Source organism: Ruegeria sp. CDSA193, assembly GCF_059611885.1.
Genome location: NZ_JBXWPN010000001.1, coordinates 451,104 through 477,506, shown reverse-complemented (window position 1 = coordinate 477,506; position 26,403 = coordinate 451,104). Strand labels below are relative to the sequence as shown.

Here is a 26,403-nt window from a genome sequence, read left to right as displayed (position 1 = left end):
GCCCGGTGCGACATTGGTCGTGCCGGGTTTTCTATTTGTGTTAGCGCTAATGACACTCGGACTGAGGGCGATTACAACAGACCGGATCAAAGCCATAAGGGGTGTCCATGATGCAGAATCCAGTGAATTGGGGCGTATTGGGAGCTGCGAAATTCGCGCGGCAATATATGGCCCCTGCAATCCACGCAGCTGAGGGCGCGCGTCTGGCAGGCCTTGCGACGTCCGATTCCGCCAAAGGCGAACCGTTTCAGGCCTTTTGCCCGGATTTGACGGTCTATGACAGCTATGATGCGTTGCTGAACGACCCGCAGATTGAGGCCGTTTACATCCCGCTGCCCAACCATTTGCATGTCGAATGGAGCCTCAAGGCACTGGACGCCGGTAAGCATGTGCTGTGTGAAAAGCCGATGGCGATGACGGTGTCCGAATTTGCCCCATTGATCAACAAACGGGATGAGACCGGATTGTTGGCGGCCGAGGCTTATATGATCGTCCAACACCCTCAATGGAAGTTTGTACGCAAGCTGATTGCCGACAAGGCGATCGGGAATTTGGCCCATGTGACGGGTGCGTTCAGCTTTGACAGCCGGGCGGATACGGCAAACATTCGCAACCGGGCTGAGACCGGCGGAGGTGGGCTGCGTGATATTGGCGTCTATGTGATTGGCAGCGCGCGCTTTGTCACCGGGCAGGAGCCGATTCAGGTCGAATCCGCCATCCGGTGGGAGGATGGGGTCGACGCTTTTACCGAGATTCGCGCTCAGTTCCCGGATTTCACCTATTCCAGCTATGTCTCGATCCGAATGCATCCGCATCAAGAGATGGTGTTTCATGGCGACCGCGGCATGATCCGGCTGACTGCGCCGTTCAATCCGCGTGTATTCGGAGAGGCGCGTGTCGAATTGCACCGCCCCGGCCTGGAAATACAGGTCACACGTTTCCCCGCAGACGATCACTATAAGCTGCAGGTCGAAGCTTTTTGTCGGTCGGTCCGTGAGGGTGCCGAATATCCGTGCCCGCTTGAGTTTTCACGCGGCACGCAGGAAGTGATTGACCGTGTGCTGGAGAATGCAATGGCGCTGCCATGACTTGCCACGCTTCTTGAACCGCTGCAAAATCGGCTAACACCTTTACAGGAGGCATCCCGATGGCAGGTGGCTGGGCGCGCGACGGAGCAGTAAGCGAACAGATCGAGGCATCCATTTCGGATGAGCTGGCCCGAATGCAGGCCCAGAAACGGCCCGTAGGCGAAAGCCTGACCCAATGTGCCGAATGCGAAGAACCAATCCCCGAAAAGCGCCGCACAGCACTGCCTGGCGTGAAACTGTGCCTCGAGTGCCAGCAAGAACGTGACGGGGCGCACAAAATGCGCGGCGGTATCAACCGGCGCGGGTCGAAGGACAGTCAGTTGAGGTGAGTTTATTATGTTTGCTTTGAGCCCAAAGTAGAGGATGCTGCTTTTTGCTCGAATGCCCATTTGACGCAACGTTGACCAGACCACGAAACTCATCTAGTGACGCGTTCAATCTGAGGAGTGCCCTGTCAGTGATCAAGTAATTTCCACCCTGCACGAAGCTAACTGGCTTCATTGGAAATCATTGTACAGGAGCAGCAGATGCATCCCATTATTTATGACGTCGCCGTATCGCTTGACGGGTTTATCTCTGGTTTGTCTGGCGACATTTCGAAATTCGCCCATGAAGGGCCCGTTGTCGACGACTATGCCAATCGGCTTGAAGGCTACAAGACAGCAATCATGGGCCGGAAGACCTATGAGTTTGGCTATGAATACGGACTAGAACCCGGACAGAACCCATATCCGCACATGAACACGATTGTGTTCTCAAACACGTTTCAGTTGCCTGAGAAATCCGAGGTATCGGTTCTAAAGCGGCCAGATCCAGACGATATTAGGCAGATAGCCCGAGAATCTGATGGCCCGGTATATTTGTGCGGCGGAGGAGAGTTCGCAGGATGGATGCTCGTCGAAGGATTGATCGACAGGCTGATCCTCAAGCGAGCGCCGTGTATCTTGGGAACCGGAGTTGGATTGTTTGGCAGCAATACATCGGCCTTGAGCCTGTCTCGGACCAAAACCGAAATATATGAAAACGGGTATACTCTGGAAGAATTCGTAGGTTTCTGACTTCTTGAAGCGGACATTCGGACTATTTGTTCGTTTGTCCGCTTTGTCCGCGAAGCAGACATCACAGTCTCCGCTTCAGGCGGCTTCAGCCCTCCATCGCCTCCAACTCGTCAATAAAGCCCGAGATCATCGACAGGCCTTTGTCCCAGAACTTGGGATCGCTAGCATCCAGACCGAACGGGGCCAGCAGCTCTTTGTGGTGTTTTGACCCACCGGCGCGCAGCATGTCGAAATACTTGTCCTCGAACCCGTCGGCGCCGCTTTCGTAGACGGAATAGAGCGCGTTCACGAGGCCGTCGCCAAAGGCATAGGCGTAGACGTAGAAGGGCGAATGCACGAAATGTGGGATATAGGCCCAGAACGTCTCATACCCTTCCATGAATTCAAATGCGGGGCCGAGGCTTTCGGCCTGAACGCTCATCCACAAGGCGTTGATGTCGTCCGGGGTCAACTCGCCCTCGCGGCGTGCGGCGTGCAATTTGCATTCGAAGTCATAGAAGGCGATTTGGCGCACGACCGTGTTGATCATGTCCTCGACCTTGCCAGCCAGCAGAATCTTGCGCTGCTCAGGGGTTTCGGCCTTGTCCAGCATTTTGCGGAAGGTCAGCATTTCACCAAAAACCGAAGCGGTTTCGGCCAGCGTCAGCGGGGTGGAAGACAGCATCTCACCTTGATCGGCGGCCAAAACCTGATGAACGCCATGGCCCAGCTCATGCGCCAGGGTCATCACATCGCGGGGCTTACCAAGATAGTTCAGCATCACATAGGGGTGGACGTCAGTTACGGTGGGATGCGCAAAGGCGCCCGGCGCCTTGCCCGGTTTCACCGCGGCATCAATCCAACCCTTCGAGAAGAACGGCGCGGCGATCTCACCCATACGCGGATCAAAGGCCTCATAGGCATCCATCACGGTTTTCTCGGCGTCATCCCAGCCGACAATCTGCGTGTCTTCCATCGGCAGGGGTGCGTTGCGATCCCAGACCTGCATCACGTCCAGACCCAGCCATTTGCGCTTTAGCTCGTAATACCGGTGGCTCAGCTTGGGGTAAGCGGCCACGACCGCCTCGCGCAGGGCCTCGACGACCTCGGGTTCGACGTCATTCGACAGATGGCGACCAGTCTGCGCGGTCGGCATATTGCGCCAGCGGTCGACGATTTCCTTTTCCTTGGCCTGCGTGTTGTGAACGCGCGCGAAGGTCTTGACGTTGTCCTGAAACACGCGGGCCAATTCGCGAGAAGCCGCTTCGCGTTTGCTGCGGTCCTGCTCGGTCAGCAGGTTGAGTGTGCCTTCGATGTTCAACTCTTCTCCGTCAACATCAAAGGTCAAGCCTGCGATGGTCTCGTCGAAAAGGCGTTCCCAGGCATCGCCAACAACGCCCAGATCGTGCAGGAATTTTTCAAGCTCGTCAGATAGCTGATAGGGTTTCATCGCGCGGATGCGGCGGAATACGGGCTCGTAACGGGCCAGATCGGTGTTGGCGTCGAAATGCGCTTTTAGCGCGTCGTCGTCGAGGCGATTGATTTCCAGCGTGAAGAACACCAGCGGCGTGGTAAAGACAGTGATCTTTTCCTGCATGTCCGAGAGGAACTTGGCGCGTTCGGCGTCGGTTGTCAGCTGATAATAGCGCAGTCCGGCAAAGGACATGATACGCCCGGCGATCGAGTTGATCTTTTCGTTCCGCAACACGCAGGTCAGCAAGCCCTGGGCATCAAGATCCGCCAAATTGCCTTCGTAATCTGCGGCAAAGGCGGCGCATTCGGTTTCCAACCAGTCCAGGTCACGCGCAAGCTCGGCCGCGTCTTCCGAAGCATAGAGATCCGTCAGATCCCATTCCGGCAGGTTGCCAAGATTATCGGCCCCGCCGACCGCGTTTGCGTCACGTAGTGGAAAAGGAAGGTCGCGCATGGATCACCTCGAAAATCTGCTTTGGCAAACATCTAGGCGCGACCGGCGAGGATCACAAGCGGACAGTCAAAGAGAAAGCGCCGGTTCCAGGGGGTGATCCGTCTATGCAGCTTTGAAATGCGCGGCGATTTGGTCAAATGCAGGGTCGCGCACCTCTGGCGGTTCCATCAGGACTTCGTGTTCACCGTCTGGAATTTCGATCAACGTGCTGTTCGGCCAGTTTGCCATGCGTGCGCGGATGGCCTTGCGGTCCACAATCTGCTCGTGGGAGCCAAGATATGTCAGGCATGGGACGGCTGGGGCAGTCTGCACCATCAACCAGTCGCATTCATCTAATGCCTCGCGCAGCCAGATCGTCGACGGTGCACCAAGGGAAAGTTCGGGATACTTGGCCAGATGATCCTGCATCATTTTGTACATGGCAGGATCGCGCGTCAGGCTATTGCCTTCGAAAGGCTGTGTCAGAACATAGCTGTCCAGTGAAGTGGTCGGGGGGGTCTTTTCGCCAAACCCCAGACGCGGGGCCCAATTTGCGGTCAACCGGCTGATGGGTTTCATAAGGGGCGTAAAGAAAATCCCCCACATCGGACCGGTAAAAACACAGGTAGCAAAACAATCGTTTTCCAAAACTGCCCGCAATCCAATGGCACCACCCATAGAGTGGCCGATAACATGCCAGGGCCTGGGCAGATCAAGCTTTGTGGCCAGCTCTAGCGACACATCTACGTCTTGCTGATAGTCAGTGAATTTATTGACATGGCCAACCCGCGGATCGTCAAGCAACCGGTCTGCCAATCCCTGACCCCGCCAGTCGATCACCAGCACGGCAAAGCCACGCTTGACGAATTCACTCGCTGCATCACCGTATTTTTCGATGTATTCAGTGCGACCGGGAAACAGCATGACAGTCCCGTTCGCTGTACCTTCGGGGCGCCAATGCGCCACGCGAATTCGGGTACCGTCGGCGGTGTTCAACCAATGTGCAACACCGCCAGCGGGGCCGCCAGCCACGTCTTCGAACAAAGGGGCCGACGGGTATTCCATCAGGCCAGGGCCGAGGCGAGTTTCATTGCCGCGCCCATGTCGCCGTCAATGCTCAGTTTTCCGGCCATGAAGGCGCTTGTCGGGTCCAGATCACCATTGAGAATTTGCTCGAACGTGTCCGCATCAGCGTTCAAAGTCACGTCCGTTTCTTCATCGCTGATGCGCGCGCCGCTTGCATCAACTACGATCGCGCCCAAATCCGCGATGGCAAATTTAGCCGATGCGTCGAAATCGCCGCCCGACAGTTTCTCATTCAACACTGCTGCGGCTTTTTCCAATGAATCGCTCATGATCTTCCTCATTTTGTTAGTACGCCGTGAATGGACATCCTCGGTCGCAACGCTACACTGACACTTGTTATGAGCAATGCAATCAACAATCTCAAAGGTACCGTTGCGGCACTTTCTGTCCTAGTCATGTTTTCCTCCACTTGCCTTGCGCAGCAGGAGGATTCCCGCGACGAGGCCGAGTTGTTGCAGAACCTTGCGCAGGCCACACCGGACCTGGCGACTGGAATCGACCGCCAGTTACGGGCGCTCTGGTCGCAATCTGGTTCGGCCTCCGCCGATCTGCTGCTGGAGCGTGGGCGCGAAGCACTGGATGATGGTGACACCTATGCCGCGATCGAGCATTTGACGGCCCTGACAGACCACGCGCCTGATTTCGCCGAAGGCTGGCACGCGCGGGCCTCTGCGTTTTTTGGGATCGAAAGGTTCGGGATGGCTGCCGCAGATCTGGAACATGCCCTGACGCTGAACCCGAACAACTATGAGGCCATCTACGGGCTTGGATTGATATTTGAGATTCTGGGTCAGCCCGAAAAAGCATTTGCGGCCTATTCCCATGCCTTGGCTATACATCCCCATTACGAAGAAGTAACCAATGCAGTGAATCGACTGAAAGCCCAGGTCGAGGGCTCGGCCCTCTGAGAACCGGGGGCAGGGGGCAAAGGTGAGCGGGTCATCCCGAATCGTGGCCGTACTTGGCCCAACCAATACAGGCAAAACCCATTACGCAATCGAACGTATGCTGGGGTACCGCACGGGGGTGATCGGCCTGCCGCTGCGCCTGCTTGCGCGCGAGGTATACGACAAAATCGTCGCCATTCGCGGACCGTCGGTGGTGGCGCTGATCACCGGGGAAGAACGTATCGTACCGCCACGTGCTAAATATTGGGTCTGTACGGTCGAGGCGATGCCCGAAGGCATGGGTGCCGATTTTGTGGCTATCGACGAAATCCAACTCTGCGCCGACCCGGAACGCGGCCACGTCTTCACCGACAGGTTGCTGCGCGCGCGCGGCACTAATGAAACCCTGTTTCTGGGATCCGATACCATGCGCGGTCCCATCGCGGCACTTGTGCCCGAAGCACAATTCGTCCGGCGAGAGCGGATGTCGCAACTGGTCTATGCCGGCTCCAAGAAAATCAGCCGCATGCCACCGCGCAGCGCCATCGTCGGGTTTTCGGTCGACAACGTCTATGCCATCGCCGAGCTGCTACGCCGTCAAAAGGGTGGGGCAGCTGTGGTCATGGGGGCGCTTAGCCCGCGTACACGGAATGCACAGGTTGAGCTCTATCAGAATGGTGAGGTCGACTATTTGGTTGCCACCGATGCCATCGGGATGGGGTTGAACCTGGATGTGAACCATGTTGCGTTCTCGTCCCTGACCAAATTCGATGGCCGGCGGATGCGGCCCCTGGCCCCGAATGAGCTTGCCCAAATTGCTGGCCGCGCAGGGCGCGGAATGTCCGATGGAACCTTCGGCGTGACCGGCGAGGCGCCGCCTCTGGACGATGGTGTCGCGCAGGCCATTATGGACAGCCGCTTTGCGCCGATGAAAAAACTGAATTGGCGGAATGCCGCCTTGCAGTTTGGTTCGATTGACGCTCTGATCCACACGCTCGAGATTAGCCCGGATAGCGAACACCTGATCAAAGCCCGTCCGGCAGATGATCTGAATGTGCTTAAATCCTTGTCGCAAGTTGCCGAAATTGCGGCCCGTGCCAGTGATCCGCAATCCGTTCGTTTGTTATGGGATGTGTGCCGAATCCCCGATTTTCGCGGCATCAGCCATGCCGAACATGCCAGCCTGCTCGAAGTGATTTTTGGCCACCTGCATGAAGGTGGTTCGATCCCAGATGACTTTATGGCGCGGCAAATCCGCCGGATCGACCGAACGGATGGCGATATAGATGCACTGTCAAAAAGGTTGGCATATATTCGCACCTGGACTTACGTTGCGCAACGAAATGGTTGGGTGCGTGACGAATCCCATTGGCGTGATGAGACGCGCATTGTAGAAGACAGGCTGTCAGACGCTCTGCATGACCGTTTGACTCAGAGATTTGTGGACCGGCGCACATCCGTTTTGTTGCGCCGGCTCAAACAGAAGGAGGCCCTTTTGGCCGAAGTAAATGACAAGGGTGAAGTGACCGTCGAAGGTGAATTCGTCGGTCGACTGGAAGGGTTCCGGTTCAGTCCGGACAAAAGCGCGCAAGGAGCCGAGGCGAAAGCCTTGAAATCGGCGTCCTTGCAAGCCCTCGCGCCGCAATTCCATCTGCGTGCCGATCGCTTCTATAATGCGCCCGATACCGAAATTGATTTTACCGATCAGGGTGGCCTGATGTGGGGTGAATATGCCGTTGGCAAGCTGGTTGCCGGGGCAGAGCCTCTCAAGCCGCTGGTCGAGGTTTTTGTGGACGAGGCCGCGGGCCCCGATGTTGAACAGAAAGTTCAGCGTCGCCTGCAGCATTTCATCGACCGTAAAGTGGCCGCACTGTTCGAGCCGCTGCTGAACCTGTCGCGCGATGAAGAACTCAATGGGCTGGCCAGGGGCTTTGCCTTCCGCATGGTTGAGGCGCTGGGCGTATTGCCGCGCGCAGGTGTCGCGCAAGACGTCAAGGATCTGGATCAGGACGCCCGTGGCGCGCTGCGCAAACACGGTATCCGCTTTGGTCAGTTCACCATTTTCATGCCGCTGCTGCTGAAACCGGCCCCAACGCGTCTGCGTCTTGTTCTGTGGGCCTTGGCAAATGGCCTGCAGGAATTTCCCGACGCGCCGCCTCCGGGTCTTGTTACTGTGCCCATCGCCAAAGGCGCACCTGACGGTTATGACACTATGTGTGGTTATCGCGATGCGGGCGAACGCTCGATCCGGATCGACATGCTGGAACGTCTGGCCGACATGCTGCGCGCTGAAGACAGCCGTGGTGGGTTCGAGGCCAAGCCTGACATGCTGTCGATCACCGGTATGACGCTGGAACAATTCGCCGACCTAATGCAGGGGCTGGGCTACAAGGCCGAACGCGCCGAGCGTGAAAAGGTTAAGCCCGCACCGGCAGAGCTACCTGCCGCAGAGGCCACGGAAGCAGCTGCCTCCGAGGAAGTGCCCGCACCAGAGGGAACCCCCGAAGAGGTCGCCGCGCCCACCGAGGCGTCAGCCGAGGCCACCGAAAGCACCGAGGCAGCAGCCGAGGCCACCGCGCCGACAGCCGCAACAGATGAACCCGAAGTTGAGGTCTTTTATACCTTCACTTGGGGCCGTCAGCGTCAGGCCAACCAAGGCCCACGCCGCGAACAGCGACAGGGGCAGGGCAAAGGTAAGCCGCGCGGTAAGCCTCAGGATGGCCGGGGCAAGCCGCAGGGCAAGAAAGGTGGCAAGCCGCAGGGTGCCAAGACCTTCTCGTCTCGTCCGCCGAAAAAGGAAAAGCCCATTGATCCCGATAACCCGTTCGCGGCCGCGCTAATGGGTTTGAAGGAAGGCAATTAACGCCTGATGACCGAGGCCCGGCTTCGGATCGATAAATGGCTGTGGCAGGCTCGGTTCTTCAACACCCGAAGCCTGTCCGCCAAACAGGTCAGTGGCGGCCATGTCCGCGTCAACGGAAACCGGATCCTGAAACCGGCGCAGCCTGTGGCCCCCGGTGATGTTCTGACCTTCCCTCAGGGGCGGATTGTGCGCGTTGTGCGTATCGAAAAACTGGGTGATCGGCGCGGACCGGCAACCGAGGCGCAGACACTATATACCGATTTGACCGAAAAGCAGGACACGCAGCCGCGAAATCCAGGGTTTGAGGGAAAAGGTCGTCCCACCAAGAAGGATCGGCGTGTACTTGATCTTTCTCGCAATCAAGATAGCTGAACATATCTTGAAGCTGACGCCATACTGATTTAGCTAGACGCCCAAACCGCAAACGGGAAATTCACCATGACCTATGTTGTCACTGAAAACTGCATCGCCTGCAAATACACCGACTGTGTCGAAGTGTGTCCGGTGGATTGTTTCTACGAAGGTGAGAATACACTGGTCATCCATCCCGATGAATGCATCGATTGCGGAGTATGTGAACCTGAATGTCCCGCTGATGCGATCCGTCCGGATACTGAGCCGGGCATGGATCAATGGGTCGAGTTTAATCGCAAGTTCTCCGAGCAGTGGCCGGTGATCGTGACCAAGAAAGACCCGCTGCCTGATGCAGAAGAGCGTGATGGCGAAGAGGGTAAGATGGAGAAATACTTCTCTGAGGCCCCCGGCGAAGGCGGCTAAGCGATTCGCGCTCTGAACTTGTCAGTTCAGCAGTGGGATGGCGCCTTATCTATCTGTTTCTTAACACCTTTCTTTCATGTGGAAAGGGGCAGCCTTTCGAGTGTCTCAATTTTGTGATATACTCGGAAATTGAACGTTGATTGAGATGGGGATGACTCCGTAAGTATGCTCGCTTTGGAGTTCTGATTAGTTGAAAACACAGCAACCTGACCGGGCCGTACTGGCACGGGGTGGGTCGTTTTGTTGTCTGTCCCGCGCTCTCGTAACCAAGGAAGAACCTGTATGTCTAAGTCGAAGAAGCTTGAGTTTCGCCCCAACGACTATGTTGTTTACCCGGCCCATGGTGTCGGTCAGATCATTTCGATCGAAGAACAGGAAGTTGCGGGATACTCGCTCGAGCTGTTCGTCATTTCCTTTGAGAAAGACAAAATGACCCTGCGCGTGCCGACCAACAAGGCGACCGAGTCCGGTTTGCGCTCGCTCAGCTCGCCAGATGTCATCAGCCAGGCCATGAAGACACTGAAGGGCAAGGCCAAGGTCAAGCGTGCCATGTGGTCCCGCCGGGCACAGGAATATGAACAAAAGATCAACTCGGGTGATCTGATCTCGATTGCCGAAGTTGTCCGCGATCTGCACCGCACCGATGATCAGCGCGAACAGAGCTATTCCGAACGTCAGCTTTATGAAGCCGCGCTTGAGCGTCTGACCCGCGAAGTCGCGGCAGTATCCGGCGCAGGCGAAGTGTCTGCGGCCAGGCAGGTGGATGAGGTTCTGACCTCGCGCGCGGCAGCGGCGGCCTGAACCTGCTAAAATCAAAGTTTTAAGGCCATCCCCGCAAGGAGGTGGCCTTTTTATATTGCAGTCACCTATTGAAATCGGGGCCACTAAACCTGCGTAGCTACGGCCATAAGAAACCCTATCTCGGCCAGTTGTTGAGTGGCGCCCAGTATGTCACCGGTCTGACCCTCGATCTTGGCCTTGGCTAGCATCGCCATTGCCACCGCAGACAAAGCGGCAATCAGCGCAGGGAAAACCACCTGCAACCCGATCATTGGCAGAGTGAGCAGCAGCGCCATGGCCCCGCCGAGTATCACCGCGGTCGATCCGGGTGCGCCCACTGAATGGCTAAGGCCCGATTGGCGGGCATTTGGAAGGACGGACATAACAACAGGCATCATAGCCCGCGAAACGATGCATGCGGCCAATATGGTGGCAAAACCCGCATTCGAAAGGATCGCAGCAATCAACGACACGCGCAGCAGTTGCGAAGAAATCAGGGCAAGGACGCCATAGGTGCCGATGTGGCTGTCCTTCATAATCTCTAGCCGCCGTTCAGGCGTGAAACCGCCCCACAGCCCGTCAGCGGTATCTGCAAGCCCATCCTCGTGCATCGCGCCGGTGGTGATGGTCAGGACAAGAACGACAAGTATGGCACACGCTATCGACGGCAGCCCCATAGCCGTCGCCATCCATCCCACGGCACCGGCCAACATGCCGACAACAAGCCCCGCCAATGGAAAGGCCCAAACGGCGCTGGCCTGACGCGAGAACACTCTGTCAGGCAGCCGCGGCACGGGCAAACGCGTCAACAGGACCAAAGCCAGCGGAATATCCCAGGCAGAAATGAGCTTGGTGTCGTTTTTTAGCACTCCTGCGCCTTTCAGGGTCTTGTCGGTTTGATCGCTTCGGTTAAACACGCAGGACCACTCTGATGCAACGAGGCTTTGGATGCTGCCCGAAATTAACAATCTGAATTCTTTCCGCGAAGCTGTCCGGCAAGCCTCCGGGCCCGATGATGCCGCTGCGCAAGGGGCGACTGACCGTAATGGGCAGCTGACCAAACCTCCGGGCGCGCTTGGTCGGTTGGAAGACCTGGCAATCTGGTATGCAGGCTGGCGCGGGGATGCCCGCCCGCAGATCACCTCGCCGCAGGTTATCGTGTTTGCCGGAAACCACGGTGTCACAGCACAGGGTGTTTCGGCCTTTCCGCCGGAAGTGACCGTGCAGATGGTGTTGAACTTTGAACATGGCGGGGCGGCCATCAACCAGCTGGCCAAGGCGGCTGGGGCAACGATGGATGTCCACGCGCTGGAGCTTGAACGACCGACCGCGGATTTCACATCAGGTCCAGCTATGTCAGAGGACGACCTGTTGCAGGCGCTGCGCACCGGGTGGACTGCGGTCAGACCAGACGCCGATCTTCTTGTTGTTGGTGAAATGGGTATCGGCAACACAACCCCCGCAGCGGCGATTGCTTGCGCCTTGTTCGGAGGTGAGGCGGGCGATTGGACTGGTCGCGGAACAGGTGTCGATGATGCGGGATTGGCAAACAAAACCCGTGTGGTGGCCGAAGGTGTTACGCTACATGGCGGTTCGGGCGATGGGCTAGAGATTCTGCGCCGTCTGGGCGGACGCGAGATCGCCGCTATGGCCGGAGCCATTGCCGCCGCACGCGCGCTGCACATTCCGGTTATTCTGGATGGCTTTATCTGCTCAGCGGCCGCCGCGTGTCTGTCTGACCTTTCAGAGAGTGCGCTGGATCACACGATCGCCGGGCACCAGAGCGCGGAAGGTGCGCATGGCGCTGTGTTGGCCAAGCTCGGAAAAGAGCCTTTGCTGAAGCTGGGGCTGCGACTGGGTGAGGGCTCTGGCGGGGCGCTGGCGATCAATATCCTCAAAAGCGCTGTTGCCTGTCATTCCGGCATGGCGACCTTTGCCGAAGCTGGCGTCTCGGACGGTTGATCCGCGCGGCCTGACCGTCAGTTGAAGGTCAGGCCGATTTTTTGTCGTTTTCTTCTGCCAATTCCAGCAGTTCGGTCTCAAGGTCTTTTTCCAGCTGCTGCGCACGCTCAATGTATTTTTTGTTCTCGGCGGTGGGCAGCCCGGGAATCCAGAGCTCTGCCAGTTCACGAACCGACATGCGATCATGGTGGTAGAAAGTCTGTTCGGCCTGCGCTGCCTCGTATTCGCTGAGACCCACATTCTCGAGCACATATCGCCCGGCCCGTAATGAGCCATCGAATGTCTCGCGCACAATGTCGTTCGCGCCGGCTTGATACAGCTCGTACACGTGGGTCCGATCCCGTGCCCGCGCGACGATGTGTAGGTCTGGGCGCTGGCGGCGCGCATAGCCGACAAGACGCGTCACCTTCTTGCGATCATCCATCGCAGCCACCAGAACAGATGCTTTTTCAAGGCCGGCCGCGCGCAACAATTCCGGACGGGTCGGATCCCCCAGGAACCCTTTTACGCCAAAGCGACGCATCAGCTGGATGGTTTCGATGTTATGGTCAAGAACGATGGTTTTGAACCCGCTTGCCTGCACCAGACGATTGACGATCTGACCAAATCGCCCGATCCCGGCGATGATGACCGGGCCTTTCTCGTCGATCTCATCCGGTTCGGGTGCCGGTGTGCCATCCCCCATCCGGCGCGAGAGAAGATCATAAATGATGAACAAAAGCGGCGTGATCAGCATGGTCAGCGCAATGATCATCAGAAGTTTTTGTGACAGATCCCCTGGAATCACATTCTGCTGGGTCGAAAACGCCAGCAGGACAAAGCCGAACTCACCCGCTTGCGCCAGCCCCAGTGTAAACAGCCAGTGATCGCGCCCGCGCAGTTTAAAGGCGCGGCCAACCAGGAACAGAATGATCCCTTTGACCAAGATTACCAACAGTGCCAGTCCGATCAGGTCGAAGGGGTCGTCAAAGAAATAGGCGACATCGATGCCCGCGCCAACGGTGATGAAAAACAGACCAAGGAAAAGGCCTTTGAACGGCTCTAGGTCGCTCTCCATTTCGTGCCGGAACTCGGAACTGGCTAGCACCACACCTGCAAGAAACGCGCCCAGAGCGGGTGACAGGCCAACCAGCGTCATCAGGAAGGAAATGCCAACCACAATCATCAACGCCAGCGCCGTATACATCTCGCGGAGGCGGGTCGCATGAATAAAGCGGAACAAGGGCCTGGTCAGGTACACTCCGGCGAGAATGACGAAACCGATCGCGGCAATGGTGACAAGCGTTACCGCCCACCCTGGCAACCCCTCGACCAATGACAAGCTATGATGCGCCGCGCCGTGGTGCCCCGTGGATATGCGGTTGATAGATCCGTCATTTGCAATCTGGGGAATGGCAGGCAGAGCCAGCAGTGGAAGCAGTGCCAGGATTGGTATGACCGCGATGTCCTGAGTCAGCAGTACTGAAAAGGTCGCCCGTCCTCCATTCGTTTTCATCAAGCCCTTTTCCGACAGGGTCTGCAAAACAATCGCAGTTGATGACAGGGAAAGCGTCAACCCCACTGCCAGGGCTACGGACCATGGATGATTTGCATACATGGCGACGCTGGCGATCACTGCGGTCGATAAAAGCACCTGGAGGCCGCCAAGCCCCAAAAGCCTGTCCCGCATATCCCAAAGAGCGCGCGGTTCCAGTTCAAGTCCGATCAGGAACAGCATCATGACTACGCCGAATTCAGCCACATGCTGCAGGTTTTCCGTTTCCGCACCCACCAATCCGAACAACGGCCCTATGACAAGGCCCGCGGCCAGATATCCCAGTACAGAGCCCAGTCCCAGACGCGCCGAAAGCGGCACGGCGATCACAGCCGCAGCCAGATAGATCGTCGCCTGGTAAAGGAAGTTGTCCATGATCGTCCTTTCAATGCGCTCAGGTGGGCAGGGGGGCGTCGCGTTTGAGCTGATCCATAACGATTTGGCTTTGTATCCGAGCCACTGCAGGATGTGGAAGGATTACCTGATGAAGCAAGCGATTAAGCGCGGATAGATCGTCGCAATAGACATGTAGTAAATAATCGGCCTCACCTGTCATTGTCCATGCGCTGGTGATTTCGGCGCGTGTTTCGACCATACGGGCAAAGCCTTCAGATTGCTCGGGGCCGTGCGTACTCAGATGAACCTGAACAAAACCCTGCACCTGCAACCCTAACTTTAGAGGATCGAGGCGAGCGACATAGCTGGTGATATACCCTTCAGCCTCCAGCCGTTGGCGCCGGCGACCAGCCTGACTGGGCGACAGGTTCAACATCTCTCCAAGTTGGTGTGCTGTTAGGTGGGCGTTTTTCTGCAGCGCTGACAGCAGGCGCGTATCAGTGGAATCAAGCATGTGCGGAAAAACTCCGTGATTGGCCAATCTTATGCGCAATTTACGCGCGCCCCTTTAAGTTATTGGAAAACTATGCGCGAAAAAAGTGCCGATTAAGACGTATTTTGAAATCAGCAAATAAATTCCTGTATTAACGGAGACGCGCCATGGGTCCTTTCCCTCACAACGCCCCGAAATCAATCATATCGGATGAAAACCCCGCCGGAACCGATGGGTTCGAGTTTGTCGAGTTCGCACATCCCGAGCCGCAAGAGCTGCGCGATCTGTTCGCAAAGATGGGATTCGCGCTGGTAGGTCACCACAAGGACAAGCCTGCGATTGAGTTGTGGCAACAGGGTGATGTGACTTACATCCTGAATGCAGATCCCGACAGCTATTCTGCCCGGTTCGTGGGGGAGCATGGCCCTTGTGCTCCGGCGATGGGATGGCGCGTTGTGGATGCGCAGAAAGCCTATGAGCACGCTGTAGCGAAAGGGGCTGAACCTTATGACGCGGCAGACAAGACACTGAATGTGCCTGCAATCAAGGGGATTGGCGGATCGTTGATCTATTTCATTGATCAATATTACGAAACATCGCCCTATAATCAGGAATTCACATGGATCGAACAGTCCAAGCCCCGGGGGGATGGGTTCTATTATCTCGATCACCTGACCCACAATGTTTACAAGGGCAATATGGACAAGTGGTTCAAGTTCTATGGTGATTTGTTCAACTTCCGTGAAATCCGTTTTTTTGACATTCAGGGCAAATTCACCGGTCTTTTTAGTCGCGCGCTGACGTCTCCATGCGGGCGTATCCGCATTCCGATCAACGAAGATCGCGGTGAAACCGGGCAGATCGTTTCCTACCTGAAGAAATACAAGGGCGAGGGCATCCAGCATATCGCTGTGGGCAGCGAGGATATCTATGCCTCGACCGATGCGATTGCCGAAAAGGGGCTGAAGTTCATGCCCGGCCCGAACGAAGCCTATTATGAGTTGTCTAAAACCCGCGTGGTCGATCATGAAGAGCCGTTGGACCGGATGATGAAGCACGGCATTCTGATTGATGGAGAGGGCGTTCTGGACGGTGGTGAGACCCGGATTCTGCTGCAAATCTTCTCGAAAACGGTCATCGGACCGATTTTCTTCGAGTTCATTCAGCGCAAAGGCGACGATGGGTTTGGCGAGGGAAACTTTAAGGCGCTGTTCGAATCCATCGAGCGAGAGCAGATTGAAAGTGGAGAAATTTCAGCAGCTTGATGCAAGAAGGTAATCCTGCGTGGTCACTCGCGCAGGCCGCCCCTTAACCACGTGGCATCTTGAGAACCACGTTTCGCCCGCGTTTCTGATAGCGCAATTCATTGTCGCTGATAGCAATGACATTGCCGCCGTCAAGCCTGTCCCCGATCTTAAGCTTTTTGTACCTGCCACTGGGCAGCCGAACCAATGCGCGGCGATTGGATGGGCTGCCGTAAACCCCGATCAGGTTCAGTTTCCGCAGGTTGATTGCATTGTCGATTGTGGCCTGCCGTGCAACCGAAGCCGAGGATGGGATTTTGGGCGCTGTGGTTTTGGGCTGGAACGTTCCGACCTCATTGTTGAGCTGTTCAATTCCAGCTGCCGAACCCAAAGTCGCAGTACCTGCACTGGCCTGCCGGGTCAGTCCGGCCGGTCGGAGTTTGGGGCGCGGCACCCTCATTTCCGCAAGGGGCTCAGTCGATTCCGGGGGCGGCGGGGCACGCAACAGGGATTCCGGGCGCGGTTTCGGGCGAATTCCGGACAATTCCTTCAATGTACGCCCTTGAAGCCGTTGCCGTTCAAAATTTTCGGTCAGGTTCTCGGGCCTTGGTTTTGGTCGCAATGTCGCCAGCCTGTTGTCGACCACTTCCTCAACAGGTGCCTTTTCCAGCCGGACCAAAGCCGATGGAGGGGGAGTTTTCGAAGGTGTTCCCAAATAGACAACCACCCCGTCCGGGTTCAAGACGCCTTCTTTGGTTGGTATTACCAACCCGCGCTCATCAAGGCTGAACCTAGCCCCGGCAGCGGTTGAAAGTGGTTCGAAATCAAATGGCAGGTCGGTGTCGTATGTGTGTACTGGCGGCAAGGCGATTGCATCACGCGACAGATTCGAGTCGTCTTTGGAGGCCAGATACAGCTCAATTTGCGGATCCTGCGCTGGCGCTATCAAAATGCCCGGTGACGTGATTTCGATCTCCGGCTGTGTCGGAACTAACTGAGGTTCAGGCTCAAGCTCGATTTCGTCTACCAACGCGGGCGCAACGCTCAGCGCCTCAAGAATGGCCTGGTCGGTTGCAGACAGCTCGGACTCTGATTCAGAGGTCGGTGCCATTTCTGGCTCTGCGGTCTCGGGCACTGTGACTTCTGCCTGTTCTGCGGGTGTCTCTGCGGGCTCGACAGGTCCAGAACTCGGTTCGGGTTGGGATATTGTTTCGTCCAGCAGGGCCAGTTCTGAATCGGCAGGGGCAGGGCTGTCTTCTCTGAAAAGACTCCATATGCCACCGGCCACCAACATCAAAGCCACCGCCGCTGCAATTCGCACTGATGGCAGAGAGGTCCAGTTAGGTGCGGCCACTTTTTGGACAGGCCAAAAGCTGGTCGGAGCGGTAGAATCGGCGATCGCGTGAACAACCGGACTATCCTGCGCGGGGTCTGTGGCGATCACTTTGGGCGCGTTTGTGGTCGCAGGCGCGCCCCCAAGCGGGAAAAACGGTTCGGTCGGAAAGTCATCTGTTTCATATGCAGCGCTGAACGCGACCGGAACGAATCCGTATCCCAGCACAAACCCCCGAGCTTCCTCCAGTGTATCGCGTGGAACGACGGCGACGCATGTGGTCGCCCCGTCATGTGCCGTGACATATATCAGCTCTGTCAGGTCATAAGGGGTGGCATCGGATACAGCGTTTTGCACAGCCTGTTCGGTGTCTTCGAAGGATGATCCGGCGGTATCGACTTTGATGAATTTGACCTGATCCCTTGGGATGACGACCTTGCTACTCAGGTCATTTTCAAGTGCAAACCCCTTGTCCCGAAGCGCTTTCAGCTGCTCTTCCAAGTTGGAGGCATCCAACGACACCTCACCTATGGCGAACCAGTCGCCATCGGAATTGTGGTGCAAAGAAATTCCGGTTGTAGAAATGGACAGCGCAAAAGCGGGTTTCATAATCCGGAGGAACCATAATTGTCAGTTGCAATGCAAACGATGCCTCGTCCGCAGACCGACATTAAAGCAGGATCTCGCCGAGGGAAAGAAAAAGCCTGCGTCTCCTCTTGCCTCGTGACCCGGTGCAGCCCCATGTTGAAATCAGGAAAATTGGAGGGAAGATATTGAAGAAAATCGCTTTTCTGGCCGCTGTGCTGGCCATGACGTCGGTAGGGATGGCAACTGCGGAAGAACGTCGCATCATTGTTGATGCGGTAGGCATGGTGCATGTGGCCCCGGATATGGCCACCATTACCCTGGGTGTAACAAACGAAGATGCACAGGCATCAAATGCGATGCAAGCGACTTCGGACGCGGTGGCCAAAATTCTAACTCGACTGGATGAGATGGGGATCGAAACCCGTGATGTGCAAACACGTGATCTGTCTTTGTCGCCGGTATGGTCTGGGCGGAACAGTTCTAGCGGAGAGCGGCCCGAGATTTCCGGCTTTGTCGCATCCAACAGCGTCGTGGTGCGTGTTCGCGATCTGTCGCAGCTGGGTACCATCATGGATGCGGTCATTGACGACGGGGCCAACAATTTCGGCGGGCTGAGTTTCGGAATTCAGGACCCTGCACCGCTTGAGGCACAGGCGCGGGCCAAAGCTGTCGGTGAGGCGCGGGCAAAGGCCAACCAACTGGCACAGGCGGCCGAAGTCACGCTGGGTCCGGTTCAGATGATCCGCGAACAGGCCGGAGGGTTCAATCCCATGCCGCAAATGCGTGCAATGAACATGGCAGCTGAGGGCGGCGTTCCGGTTTCCGGGGGTGAGATTTCGGTCTCGGTCAACGTGTCGATGGAATTTCTGATTTCCGACTAGGATGTGTCGCTGGTTCGGGCCATCAGGGATTGCCGCTGCTGGCCCGACTGATCAAAATTTTCTGGTGAAAGCCAGGCCTCGAAAGCAGAGCGGATGCGCGGCCATTCTGTATCGAGGATCGAGTACCAGGCCGTATCGCGGTTGCGCCCCTTATAATGGGTGGCCTGCCGAAAGATGCCCTCGAAGGTAAAGCCCAGCCTTTGGGCCGCACTGCAGGACGGGGCATTCAGCGCGTCGCATTTCCATTCGTAACGGCGATACCCCAGCTCGTCGAACACGCGGCGCATCATCAGGTACATCGTCTCGGTGGATTTCGGGCTGCGTTGCAATAGCGGTGAGAAATGGATGTGCCCAACCTCGACCACACCGGCCGCAGGTTCAATCCGCAGGAACGAGGCCATGCCAATCGGGGTGCCATCACCGTCTAGCACTGTGTGGAACATGGGATCGGCATCCATACAGGACGCGCGGGTCCAGGCGGCGAAATCTTCTTCGCTGTCGAATGGGCCATAGGGCAGATAAGTCCAGTTCCGCCCATCAGTGTCATTGGCAAACGCCCGGTACAGACCGGGCGCATGCCTGTTCACATCAAGGGGCACGACCGAGCAATAGTGACCTTCCATCGGCGTATAAGGCGGCGTCGGGCGCGGAAAATTGCCCGAAACCGGCCGGCCGATGGGCTGGCCTAGATCGTTGGTATCGTGCCCAGCCATTTGTCAGGCCGTTGCCTTGGCCAGCGCCTGATCCAGATCGGCGATCAGATCGTTGGCGTCTTCGATACCGATGGACACCCGAACAACGCCGGGACCGGCACCTGCGGCCTCTTGCTGTTCCGGGGTCAGCTGACGGTGGGTGGTCGAGGCCGAATGAATGATCAACGACCGCGCGTCGCCCAGGTTGGCCACATGGCTGAAGATCTCCAGCGCGTTCACCAGTTTGACACAGGCGTCATAGCCGCCCTTGACCGCAAAGGTGAACAGCGCACCGGCCCCTTTGGGGTAATGCGTCTTGACCCGGTCGTGATAGGGCGACGACGGCAAGCCCGCATAGGTCACATATTCCACGCGGTCATCGGCCTCTAGCCAGGCTGCGATCTTTTGCGCGTTCTCTACATGACGCTCCATTCGCAAAGACAGGGTCTCGATTCCCATCAGCGTGTAGTGCGCCGCCTGTGGGTTCATCGTCATGCCCAGATCACGCAGGCCGATGGCGATGCCGTGGAATGTGAAGGCCAGCGGACCGAATGTCTCGTGGAATTTCAGCCCGTGATAGGCCGGTTCCGGCTGGCTGAGCGAGGAAAATTTGTCATTCGCGGACCAATCGAACTTGCCCGAATCCACGATACAGCCGCCGGTGACAGTGCCGTTGCCGGTCAGGTATTTGGTGGTTGAATGCACAACCAGCGTCGCGCCGTGCTCAATCGGGCGGCACAGATAGGGTGTGGCCGAGGTGTTGTCGACGATCAGCGGAATGCCGGCGCCATCCGTCACATCCGCCAGTGCGCGGATATCGGTGACATAGCCGCCCGGGTTGGCGATGGATTCGCAGAACACCGCTCGTGTATTTTCGTCGATCGCGTCCTTCACAGCATCCAGATCGTCAGTATCCACAAACTTGGCAGACCAGCCGAACCGTTTGATCGTCTGGCTAAACTGAGTGATTGTGCCGCCATACAGCCGGGTCGAGGCCACCACGTTGCAGCCAGGTCCCATCAGCGGGAACAGTGCCATGATTTGGGCGGCATGACCGGACGAGCAGCAAACTGCTCCAACGCCACCCTCAAGCGTTGCCACGCGTTCCTGCAGAACCGCCACGGTGGGATTGGTCAGGCGGGAATAGATAAAGCCGACTTCCTGCAGGTTGAACAGAGCCGCCGCGTGGTCTGCATCGCGAAACACATATGCCGTTGTTTGATAAATCGGCGTCTGACGCGCACCTGTTGCCGGGTCAGGGCGTGCGCCTGCGTGAATTTGAAGCGTGTCGAAACCGTAGGTGGGGCCGTCAGACATGGTGAAAATCTCCTGTTGAACTATGAGTTGCAGAATCTCTAGGCGATTGGACGCGTGCGCACAACATTGCTGTCAGCGCATCCATAGACCTTTGCTTTTGATCTTGTTGCGAATGACCTGCTCGCGCTGAGGCAGGTTTTCGCGATCGAACATCTCGCGTATTTTGTGCCCTTTGCGCTGGAGCACCAGTTTCTTTATTGGGTCATAGCCCTTGAGCACTTTCTTGAACTTGTTGGGCGCAACCACAGTTTCCAGAACCTCGATCACATGGTCGCTTTCGCGTGCATACAGCAGAGGAAACAGACGGTAGTGGCACGTGACCGACCCGTCCAGCAGGCCAGTGGGCAGTGCGTCGCGGCCGCCGCCAAGGGCATGGATAACCAGCGGCAATGCGACCTGATCCAGCCATGGGTCCAGTGTTTGGCCCGCGAGTTCCGGGATATCCTCATCCCGGATAGTGCAGGCATATTCCAGGAACCGTTCGCCGAACTGGCGTGGGCATCTGTAAAAGAAATAACCCGCATTGAAATACAGGTAGCGCCGCCAGTATTCGGCCGGTTGGGCCTTGTCCAATGAGCTGTCGAAATCCAGTTCGAACCGCTCATACAGGGCGCGCCAGATACCGTCATACCCCGGACCATACAGGGTCGGGCGCGGCCATGTTCCCTCGACTTTCAGCGAGGCACCGGGGCGGTCAAAATCGAAGGGCACACTATTCAGGTCTCCGGTGACAAGCGTATCGCTGTCGAAAAAGACAAACGGTTCCCCCTCGGGCAGGGCCAAGAGCGCCTCGATCTTGTTTCCATAGGGATAGCTTCTACCGAAAGCCCGGTTTTCAAACGGTAGAATTTCGGCCCCAAGCTGATGTAGCGCTTTCAGGACATCCTCATCCTGAATGCTGGGATCCTGTGACCATCGGGCCCCCGGTTGAGGAACGGCAACAAACAGGCGGCCAGCGAAATCGGGACAGCTGTGTCGTAACGAGGCTGCAAACAGCAGTGCCTCGTATTGCAGCCGATTGTTTTGGCCGATGACCACGATATTGAATTTATTGTTGGCGGTCTGCATCGGGCGTCTCTCGGGTTCGTGGCGTTGGGCCAGCACTGCTCGAATTTTGGTTGGGCGTACACTAGGTAGAGACGTGGCACAAAACCAGATGTGATCATAGATCATGCATCTGAATTTTGAATTCAGGACTTGCGCAACCATCTAGAGACCAGACCCAACAGGAGAAGCCGCATGAGGGTTAACGCAGATTTTACAAAACGTGTTGCTGTGCATTTCGACAGGAATGACTGGATTGCGTCACCTGCCGCAGGGGTCGAGCGCAAGATGTTGGACCGGATCGGGGAAGAGGTCGCCCGCGCCACCACGATTGTCCGCTTTGCCCCAGGAAGCGCCTTTGCCGCCCATACGCATGATGGAGGAGAGGAGTATCTGGTGCTGGACGGTGTGTTTCAGGACGAGACCGGTGATTTTCCTGCAGGTAGTTATGTGCGCAATCCTCCGACATCTTCCCATACGCCTTCGGCAAAAGAAGGCGCGACGATACTAGTCAAACTGCACCAGTTTGACCCCGACGACAGGACGGAAATTCGTCGGTCGATTACTGGGGATTCGAATCTTCAGCTTTTCAAGGACTCACGCGAAGATGTTCGCGTATTGAATCTGTCACCTGGCGAAAAGCTGGATCTGGATGCAGTCGATGGGTTGGAGTTGTTTGTCATCGCAGGTTCGGTGCAGGAATCCGACGAAGAATTTTCGGTCTGGGACTGGTTGAGATTACCGCCAGGTGCGCGTTCCACTGCTTTGGCCGGAGCAGAGGGCGCGCGAATTTGGATCAAATCTGGGCACCTGTCACAGATGATCTGAGCGGTTCCGGCCCAAAAAACCAGCAATGTACAGTAAAAAACCGGGTGTTTCGGCCTGGTTATTCATTTTTTGACCATTTGGCAAAATTTACCATTTGATAAAAAATCAGATTGTGCCAAGCTGAGGCCATAACAACATATCTACAGGGAGTAGAGCGATGGCACAGGGCCAGATGGTCCCCGGCATAGTCTCCGGGAGGCTTTCCAGCGATGAGCTGACCTCGAATTTCACGGATCTGCATCCACCACTTGCCCCGCATGAGGCCGCAGTGGCCGCGGATCGGTGCTATTTCTGCTATGACGCGCCGTGTGTGACGGCCTGTCCGACAGACATTGATATTCCATTGTTCATGCGCCAGATTCAGGCCGGTCAGCCTGAAGCTGCGGGTGAAACCATCCTTGGTCAGAATATCTTGGGTGGCATGTGCGCCCGTGTTTGTCCGACCGAAACGCTGTGCGAGGAAGTCTGCGTACGCGAAGCCGCCGAAGGATCGCCAGTCGAGATCGGGCGTTTGCAGCGGTTTGCTACTGACAGCGTTATGGCATCGGGCGACCATCCGTTCCAGCGCGCCGCATTCACCGGCAAAACGGTGGCCGTGATCGGGGCAGGGCCCGCAGGGCTAGCCTGTGCGCATCGGCTGGCGATGCTGGGGCATGATGTGGTCATTCACGAAAGCCGCCCAAAACCCGGCGGTCTGAATGAATATGGAATTGCCGCCTATAAATCGACCAATGATTTCGCTCAGGCTGAGATCGATTGGTTGCTGAGGATCGGCGGCATCACCATCGAGACCGGATCGGTGCTGGGCGAGGGCCTGTCGCTGGATGGCCTTGTTGACAACTACGATGCGGTTTTCCTGTCCATCGGTCTGACAGGTGTGAATGCATTGCGAGCGGGCGGCGAGGATCTGACCGGCGTGCGCGACGCGGTCGACTTTATCTCGGATGTGCGTCAGGCAGCCGATCTGGCTGAGCTGCCCGTTGGGCGGAATGTCGTCGTCATCGGAGGCGGCATGACCGCGGTTGACGCAGCTGTAAAGTCGAAATTGCTGGGCGCGGAAAACGTCACCATCGCCTACCGGCGCGGACGCGAGGCGATGGGTGCCAGCCGCTATGAGCAGGATCTGGCCGCATCGCACGGTGTCAGGATCATGACCAATGTTCAGCCCGTAGCCGTACACGGCAACGGGGCAGCCGCCGAGATCGAATTGGAGTATACTGCCAGCCATGACGGTCAGTTGAAGGGCACCGGCGAGAAAACCCACCTGCCTGCCGATCAGGTGCTGAAGGCGATAGGTCAGACGCTGGAAGGAGCGCCCGAAGGGCTGACGTTGGACGGGAACAAGATCGCCGTCACGGGCCCCGGGCGCACGTCGGTACAAGCGGTCTGGGCCGGAGGCGACTGCGCCGCAGGCGGGGATGACCTGACCGTGACCGCAGTGGCCGAGGGGCGCGATGCCGCGATGGATATCCACGCAGGTCTGATTGCGTGAAACTCAATGATCAAGATGCCTGCAAGCATCAGGGAGGCCGGATAAATGGCTGATTTAAAATCGAACTTTCTGGGAATTGAAAGCCCCAACCCATATTGGCTGGCATCTGCGCCGCCGACGGACAAGGAATATAACGTCCGCCGTGCCTTTGAGGCCGGATGGGGGGGGGTCGTGTGGAAAACACTCGGGTCCGAAGGTCCACCGGTCGTCAATGTTAATGGCCCTCGGTATGGGGCGATCTACGGTGCAGACCGTCGGTTGTTGGGTCTGAACAACATCGAGCTGATTACGGACCGCCCATTAGAGGTAAACCTTGAAGAAATGGCGCGGGTTAAGGCTGATTATCCAGATCGCGCCCTGATCGCCTCGATTATGGTGCCGTGTGAGGAAGAAGCCTGGAAGGCCATTCTGCCGCGTGTTGCCGAAACCGGTGCCGACGGGATCGAACTGAACTTTGGCTGTCCGCACGGGATGAGCGAGCGCGGGATGGGGGCTGCCGTAGGGCAGGTGCCGGAATATATCGAGATGGTGACGCGCTGGTGCAAGAAATACTATGACCGACCGGTCATCGTGAAACTGACGCCGAATATCACTGATATCCGCAAGCCGGCAGAAGCCGCAAAGAATGGTGGTGCGGATGCGGTATCGCTGATCAACACGATTAACTCGATTACCAGTGTCAATCTGGATAGCTTCAGCCCTGAACCCTCGATTGACGGCAAAGGCAGCCACGGCGGCTATTGTGGCCCTGCGGTGAAACCGATTGCCCTGTCGATGGTGTCCGAGATTTCGCGTGGACAGGCAACGAACGGAATGTCGATCTCGGGTATTGGCGGTGTGACCACCTGGCGCGATGCAGCAGAGTTTATGGCATTGGGTTGCGGCAATGTTCAGGTCTGCACGGCGGCGATGACCTATGGGTTCAAGATCATTGACGAACTGACGGCGGGCCTGTCGAAATGGATGGATGAAAAAGGGTATCAGGACGTCTCGGAAATTGTCGGTCTTGCGGTTCCGAACGTGACCGACTGGCAATATCTGAACCTGAATTATGTCGCCAAGGCCAAGATTGATCAGGATCAGTGCATCAAGTGTGGTCGTTGCTATGCCGCCTGCGAAGACACCAGCCACCAGGCCATTTCAATGTCCGAAGAGCGCGTATTCGAGGTTATGGATGACGAATGTGTGGCCTGTAACCTGTGCGTGGATGTGTGCCCGGTCGAGGGATGTATTTCCATGGTGCCGATGGACGCTGGCGAAATCGACCCGCGCACGGGACAGGAAGTGCAGCCCGAATATGGCAACTGGACAACCCATCCCAACAATCCAATGGCGAAAGCCGCCGAGTAGTCCAAGAAAATTCGTCGAATTTTCTTAGAGCAGGATGTCGTTGGGGGGCGTTGTGGCAGTTTGCGACATTTTGGGTGGCGGTGCGGATCAGATGATATCCGCGCCTCCTCACTTCGTCTTGGAACGCCTTATGTCCCACTTCTCGCTCTACCCACCCAACGAAAGCCTTACCACGGCACCTGTGTGTGGACAGGGAAGAAAAGAGTAGCGTCATCCTAGGCTCAGGGTGAGCGGGTTCCGGCTAACGAAAACCTAAGGCGCCAGCAATTTGCGGTAGAGCGTGTCGATAAACGGTTCAGCACCTTCATACGGGTCTTCGTCGCCAAGAATGGCCCGAACCTGGACATCGAAATCCGCATAATGCTGTGTCAAAGCCCAGATGGAGAAAATAAGGTGGTAGGGGTGGAGGCGCGCGATTTTACCCTGTTCCATCCAGGCCGTAAGGATTGCGGTCTTCTCATCCATCAAAGTTTTGAGATCATTGGACAATGCATCGTGTATGCGTGGCGCACCCTGGACCAGTTCATTGGCAAACAGACGGCTTTCGCGCGGAAGTTCCCGGCTCATTTGCAGTTTGCGATGGATATAAGCGCGTATCTCTTCCAATGGGTCCCCGTCGGCGTCGAGATCATGGAGAGGGGCCAGCCAAATCTCGAGAAGGCCAGATAGAAGGGCCGTGTGAATCGCTTCTTTTGAGGGGAAATAATATAGAAGATTCGGCTTGCTCAACCCGGCCTCGGCAGCAATCTGGTCGACGGTGGCACCGCGGAAACCGTAGGCAGAAAACACGTTCAAAGCGGCTTCTAGAATTGCAGCGCGGTTTTTTTTCTGAATTCGTGTTGGTGCGCGGTCTTTGGACATGTCTTTGCCTGTCTGATTTTTGGG

At 56.9% G+C, this 26,403-nt stretch carries 25 protein-coding genes; 14 read left to right on the top strand and 11 right to left on the bottom strand.

The features are described from left to right. Nucleotides 1-110: 110 nt before the first annotated feature. From AC2FLG_RS02355 to AC2FLG_RS02345, 3 genes are all read left to right on the top strand, one after another. Nucleotides 111-1,088 (top strand): Gfo/Idh/MocA family protein, encoded by a 978-nt coding sequence (locus tag AC2FLG_RS02355; protein WP_496704924.1) that lies wholly within the window; start codon nucleotides 111-113, stop codon nucleotides 1,086-1,088. A 59-nt stretch (nucleotides 1,089-1,147) separates the two neighbouring features. Then, entirely contained in the window at nucleotides 1,148-1,417 is a 270-nt protein-coding gene (locus AC2FLG_RS02350) for a DksA/TraR family C4-type zinc finger protein (protein WP_496704841.1), read from the top strand. A gap of 198 nt (nucleotides 1,418-1,615) precedes the next feature. Continuing rightward, complete coding sequence (locus AC2FLG_RS02345) at nucleotides 1,616-2,146, top strand: dihydrofolate reductase family protein (RefSeq protein WP_496690729.1); 531 nt, start codon at nucleotides 1,616-1,618, stop codon at nucleotides 2,144-2,146. Nucleotides 2,147-2,231: 85 nt separating this feature from the next. Here AC2FLG_RS02345 and AC2FLG_RS02340 read toward each other — a convergent pair whose 3' ends face one another. The 3 genes from AC2FLG_RS02340 to AC2FLG_RS02330 form a co-directional block, all read right to left on the bottom strand. Continuing rightward, nucleotides 2,232-4,052 carry a M3 family oligoendopeptidase gene (locus AC2FLG_RS02340; protein ID WP_281972269.1) on the bottom strand — a complete coding sequence of 607 codons (1,821 nt, stop codon included), beginning with the start codon at nucleotides 4,050-4,052 and terminating at the stop codon, nucleotides 2,232-2,234. A gap of 102 nt (nucleotides 4,053-4,154) precedes the next feature. Further along, nucleotides 4,155-5,096, bottom strand: coding sequence for an alpha/beta fold hydrolase (locus AC2FLG_RS02335; protein ID WP_281972268.1), 942 nt, complete (start codon nucleotides 5,094-5,096; stop codon nucleotides 4,155-4,157). Then, entirely contained in the window at nucleotides 5,096-5,386 is a 291-nt protein-coding gene (locus tag AC2FLG_RS02330; protein WP_142634424.1) for an SCP2 sterol-binding domain-containing protein, read from the bottom strand. The genes AC2FLG_RS02335 and AC2FLG_RS02330 overlap by 1 nt, the downstream gene beginning before the upstream one ends. Before the next feature lie 69 nt (nucleotides 5,387-5,455). Between AC2FLG_RS02330 and AC2FLG_RS02325 the strand changes: the two genes are divergently transcribed. The 5 genes from AC2FLG_RS02325 to AC2FLG_RS02305 all read left to right on the top strand — a co-directional run bounded on the left by AC2FLG_RS02325 (nucleotide 5,456) and on the right by AC2FLG_RS02305 (nucleotide 10,445). Beyond that, entirely contained in the window at nucleotides 5,456-6,025 is a 570-nt protein-coding gene (locus tag AC2FLG_RS02325) for a tetratricopeptide repeat protein (protein WP_496704840.1), read from the top strand. A gap of 22 nt (nucleotides 6,026-6,047) precedes the next feature. Then, entirely contained in the window at nucleotides 6,048-8,867 is a 2,820-nt protein-coding gene (locus AC2FLG_RS02320; RefSeq protein WP_496704839.1) for a helicase-related protein, read from the top strand. Nucleotides 8,868-8,873: 6 nt separating this feature from the next. Continuing rightward, complete coding sequence (locus AC2FLG_RS02315) at nucleotides 8,874-9,239, top strand: RNA-binding S4 domain-containing protein (protein ID WP_496704837.1); 366 nt, start codon at nucleotides 8,874-8,876, stop codon at nucleotides 9,237-9,239. 66 nt (nucleotides 9,240-9,305) lie between these two features. Continuing rightward, nucleotides 9,306-9,644: a ferredoxin FdxA gene (gene fdxA, locus AC2FLG_RS02310; protein ID WP_085821728.1), complete on the top strand. Its 339-nt coding sequence runs from the start codon at nucleotides 9,306-9,308 to the stop codon at nucleotides 9,642-9,644. A 282-nt stretch (nucleotides 9,645-9,926) separates the two neighbouring features. Next, a complete protein-coding gene (locus tag AC2FLG_RS02305) occupies nucleotides 9,927-10,445 on the top strand; it encodes a CarD family transcriptional regulator (protein WP_142634416.1) in 519 nt (172 codons plus the stop codon). Nucleotides 10,446-10,528: 83 nt separating this feature from the next. Here AC2FLG_RS02305 and cobS read toward each other — a convergent pair whose 3' ends face one another. Continuing rightward, on the bottom strand, nucleotides 10,529-11,293 hold the full coding sequence (gene cobS, locus AC2FLG_RS02300) for an adenosylcobinamide-GDP ribazoletransferase (protein ID WP_281972265.1): 765 nt from the start codon (nucleotides 11,291-11,293) through the stop codon (nucleotides 10,529-10,531). 79 nt (nucleotides 11,294-11,372) lie between these two features. On the opposite strand from cobS, the gene cobT reads away from it, so the two are divergent. Beyond that, nucleotides 11,373-12,386, top strand: a complete 1,014-nt coding sequence (cobT, locus tag AC2FLG_RS02295; protein ID WP_496704835.1) for a nicotinate-nucleotide--dimethylbenzimidazole phosphoribosyltransferase — start codon at nucleotides 11,373-11,375, stop codon at nucleotides 12,384-12,386. Between the two features lie 28 nt (nucleotides 12,387-12,414). Here the strand turns inward: cobT and AC2FLG_RS02290 are convergent, their stop codons facing one another. Then, nucleotides 12,415-14,295 carry a monovalent cation:proton antiporter-2 (CPA2) family protein gene (locus AC2FLG_RS02290; RefSeq protein ID WP_142634410.1) on the bottom strand — a complete coding sequence of 627 codons (1,881 nt, stop codon included), beginning with the start codon at nucleotides 14,293-14,295 and terminating at the stop codon, nucleotides 12,415-12,417. Between the two features lie 19 nt (nucleotides 14,296-14,314). Continuing rightward, nucleotides 14,315-14,770, bottom strand: a complete 456-nt coding sequence (locus AC2FLG_RS02285) for an Lrp/AsnC family transcriptional regulator (RefSeq protein ID WP_142634408.1) — start codon at nucleotides 14,768-14,770, stop codon at nucleotides 14,315-14,317. 146 nt (nucleotides 14,771-14,916) lie between these two features. Here AC2FLG_RS02285 and hppD point away from each other — a divergent pair, with 146 nt between their 5' ends. Further along, entirely contained in the window at nucleotides 14,917-16,014 is a 1,098-nt protein-coding gene (gene hppD / locus AC2FLG_RS02280; RefSeq protein WP_142634406.1) for a 4-hydroxyphenylpyruvate dioxygenase, read from the top strand. A gap of 43 nt (nucleotides 16,015-16,057) precedes the next feature. Here the strand turns inward: hppD and AC2FLG_RS02275 are convergent, their stop codons facing one another. After that, complete coding sequence (locus tag AC2FLG_RS02275; protein WP_496704833.1) at nucleotides 16,058-17,935, bottom strand: hypothetical protein; 1,878 nt, start codon at nucleotides 17,933-17,935, stop codon at nucleotides 16,058-16,060. Between the two features lie 164 nt (nucleotides 17,936-18,099). Between AC2FLG_RS02275 and AC2FLG_RS02270 the strand changes: the two genes are divergently transcribed. After that, the gene (locus AC2FLG_RS02270) at nucleotides 18,100-18,795 is read left to right on the top strand and encodes an SIMPL domain-containing protein (protein ID WP_282021349.1); all 696 of its coding nucleotides are present in this window, start codon (nucleotides 18,100-18,102) and stop codon (nucleotides 18,793-18,795) included. Here the strand turns inward: AC2FLG_RS02270 and AC2FLG_RS02265 are convergent. The 3 genes from AC2FLG_RS02265 to AC2FLG_RS02255 all read right to left on the bottom strand — a co-directional run bounded on the left by AC2FLG_RS02265 (nucleotide 18,792) and on the right by AC2FLG_RS02255 (nucleotide 21,872). Next, the gene (locus AC2FLG_RS02265; protein WP_496704831.1) at nucleotides 18,792-19,508 is read right to left on the bottom strand and encodes a GNAT family N-acetyltransferase; all 717 of its coding nucleotides are present in this window, start codon (nucleotides 19,506-19,508) and stop codon (nucleotides 18,792-18,794) included. The two genes, AC2FLG_RS02270 and AC2FLG_RS02265, sit on opposite strands and share 4 nt — an antisense overlap. Before the next feature lie 3 nt (nucleotides 19,509-19,511). After that, complete coding sequence (locus AC2FLG_RS02260; protein WP_271946534.1) at nucleotides 19,512-20,804, bottom strand: O-acetylhomoserine aminocarboxypropyltransferase/cysteine synthase family protein; 1,293 nt, start codon at nucleotides 20,802-20,804, stop codon at nucleotides 19,512-19,514. A 72-nt stretch (nucleotides 20,805-20,876) separates the two neighbouring features. After that, nucleotides 20,877-21,872 (bottom strand): GT-B fold glycosyltransferase domain-containing protein, encoded by a 996-nt coding sequence (locus AC2FLG_RS02255; RefSeq protein ID WP_496704829.1) that lies wholly within the window; start codon nucleotides 21,870-21,872, stop codon nucleotides 20,877-20,879. 171 nt (nucleotides 21,873-22,043) lie between these two features. On the opposite strand from AC2FLG_RS02255, the gene AC2FLG_RS02250 reads away from it, so the two are divergent. The 3 genes from AC2FLG_RS02250 to preA all read left to right on the top strand — a co-directional run bounded on the left by AC2FLG_RS02250 (nucleotide 22,044) and on the right by preA (nucleotide 25,518). Next, nucleotides 22,044-22,676, top strand: coding sequence for a cupin domain-containing protein (locus AC2FLG_RS02250; protein WP_496704828.1), 633 nt, complete (start codon nucleotides 22,044-22,046; stop codon nucleotides 22,674-22,676). Between the two features lie 157 nt (nucleotides 22,677-22,833). Further along, complete coding sequence (locus AC2FLG_RS02245; RefSeq protein WP_496704827.1) at nucleotides 22,834-24,168, top strand: NAD(P)-dependent oxidoreductase; 1,335 nt, start codon at nucleotides 22,834-22,836, stop codon at nucleotides 24,166-24,168. Nucleotides 24,169-24,213: 45 nt separating this feature from the next. Next, a complete protein-coding gene (gene preA / locus AC2FLG_RS02240) occupies nucleotides 24,214-25,518 on the top strand; it encodes an NAD-dependent dihydropyrimidine dehydrogenase subunit PreA (protein WP_496704825.1) in 1,305 nt (434 codons plus the stop codon). 252 nt (nucleotides 25,519-25,770) lie between these two features. Here the strand turns inward: preA and AC2FLG_RS02235 are convergent, their stop codons facing one another. Then, nucleotides 25,771-26,379 (bottom strand): TetR family transcriptional regulator C-terminal domain-containing protein, encoded by a 609-nt coding sequence (locus AC2FLG_RS02235; RefSeq protein WP_142634388.1) that lies wholly within the window; start codon nucleotides 26,377-26,379, stop codon nucleotides 25,771-25,773. Nucleotides 26,380-26,403 lie beyond the last annotated feature (24 nt).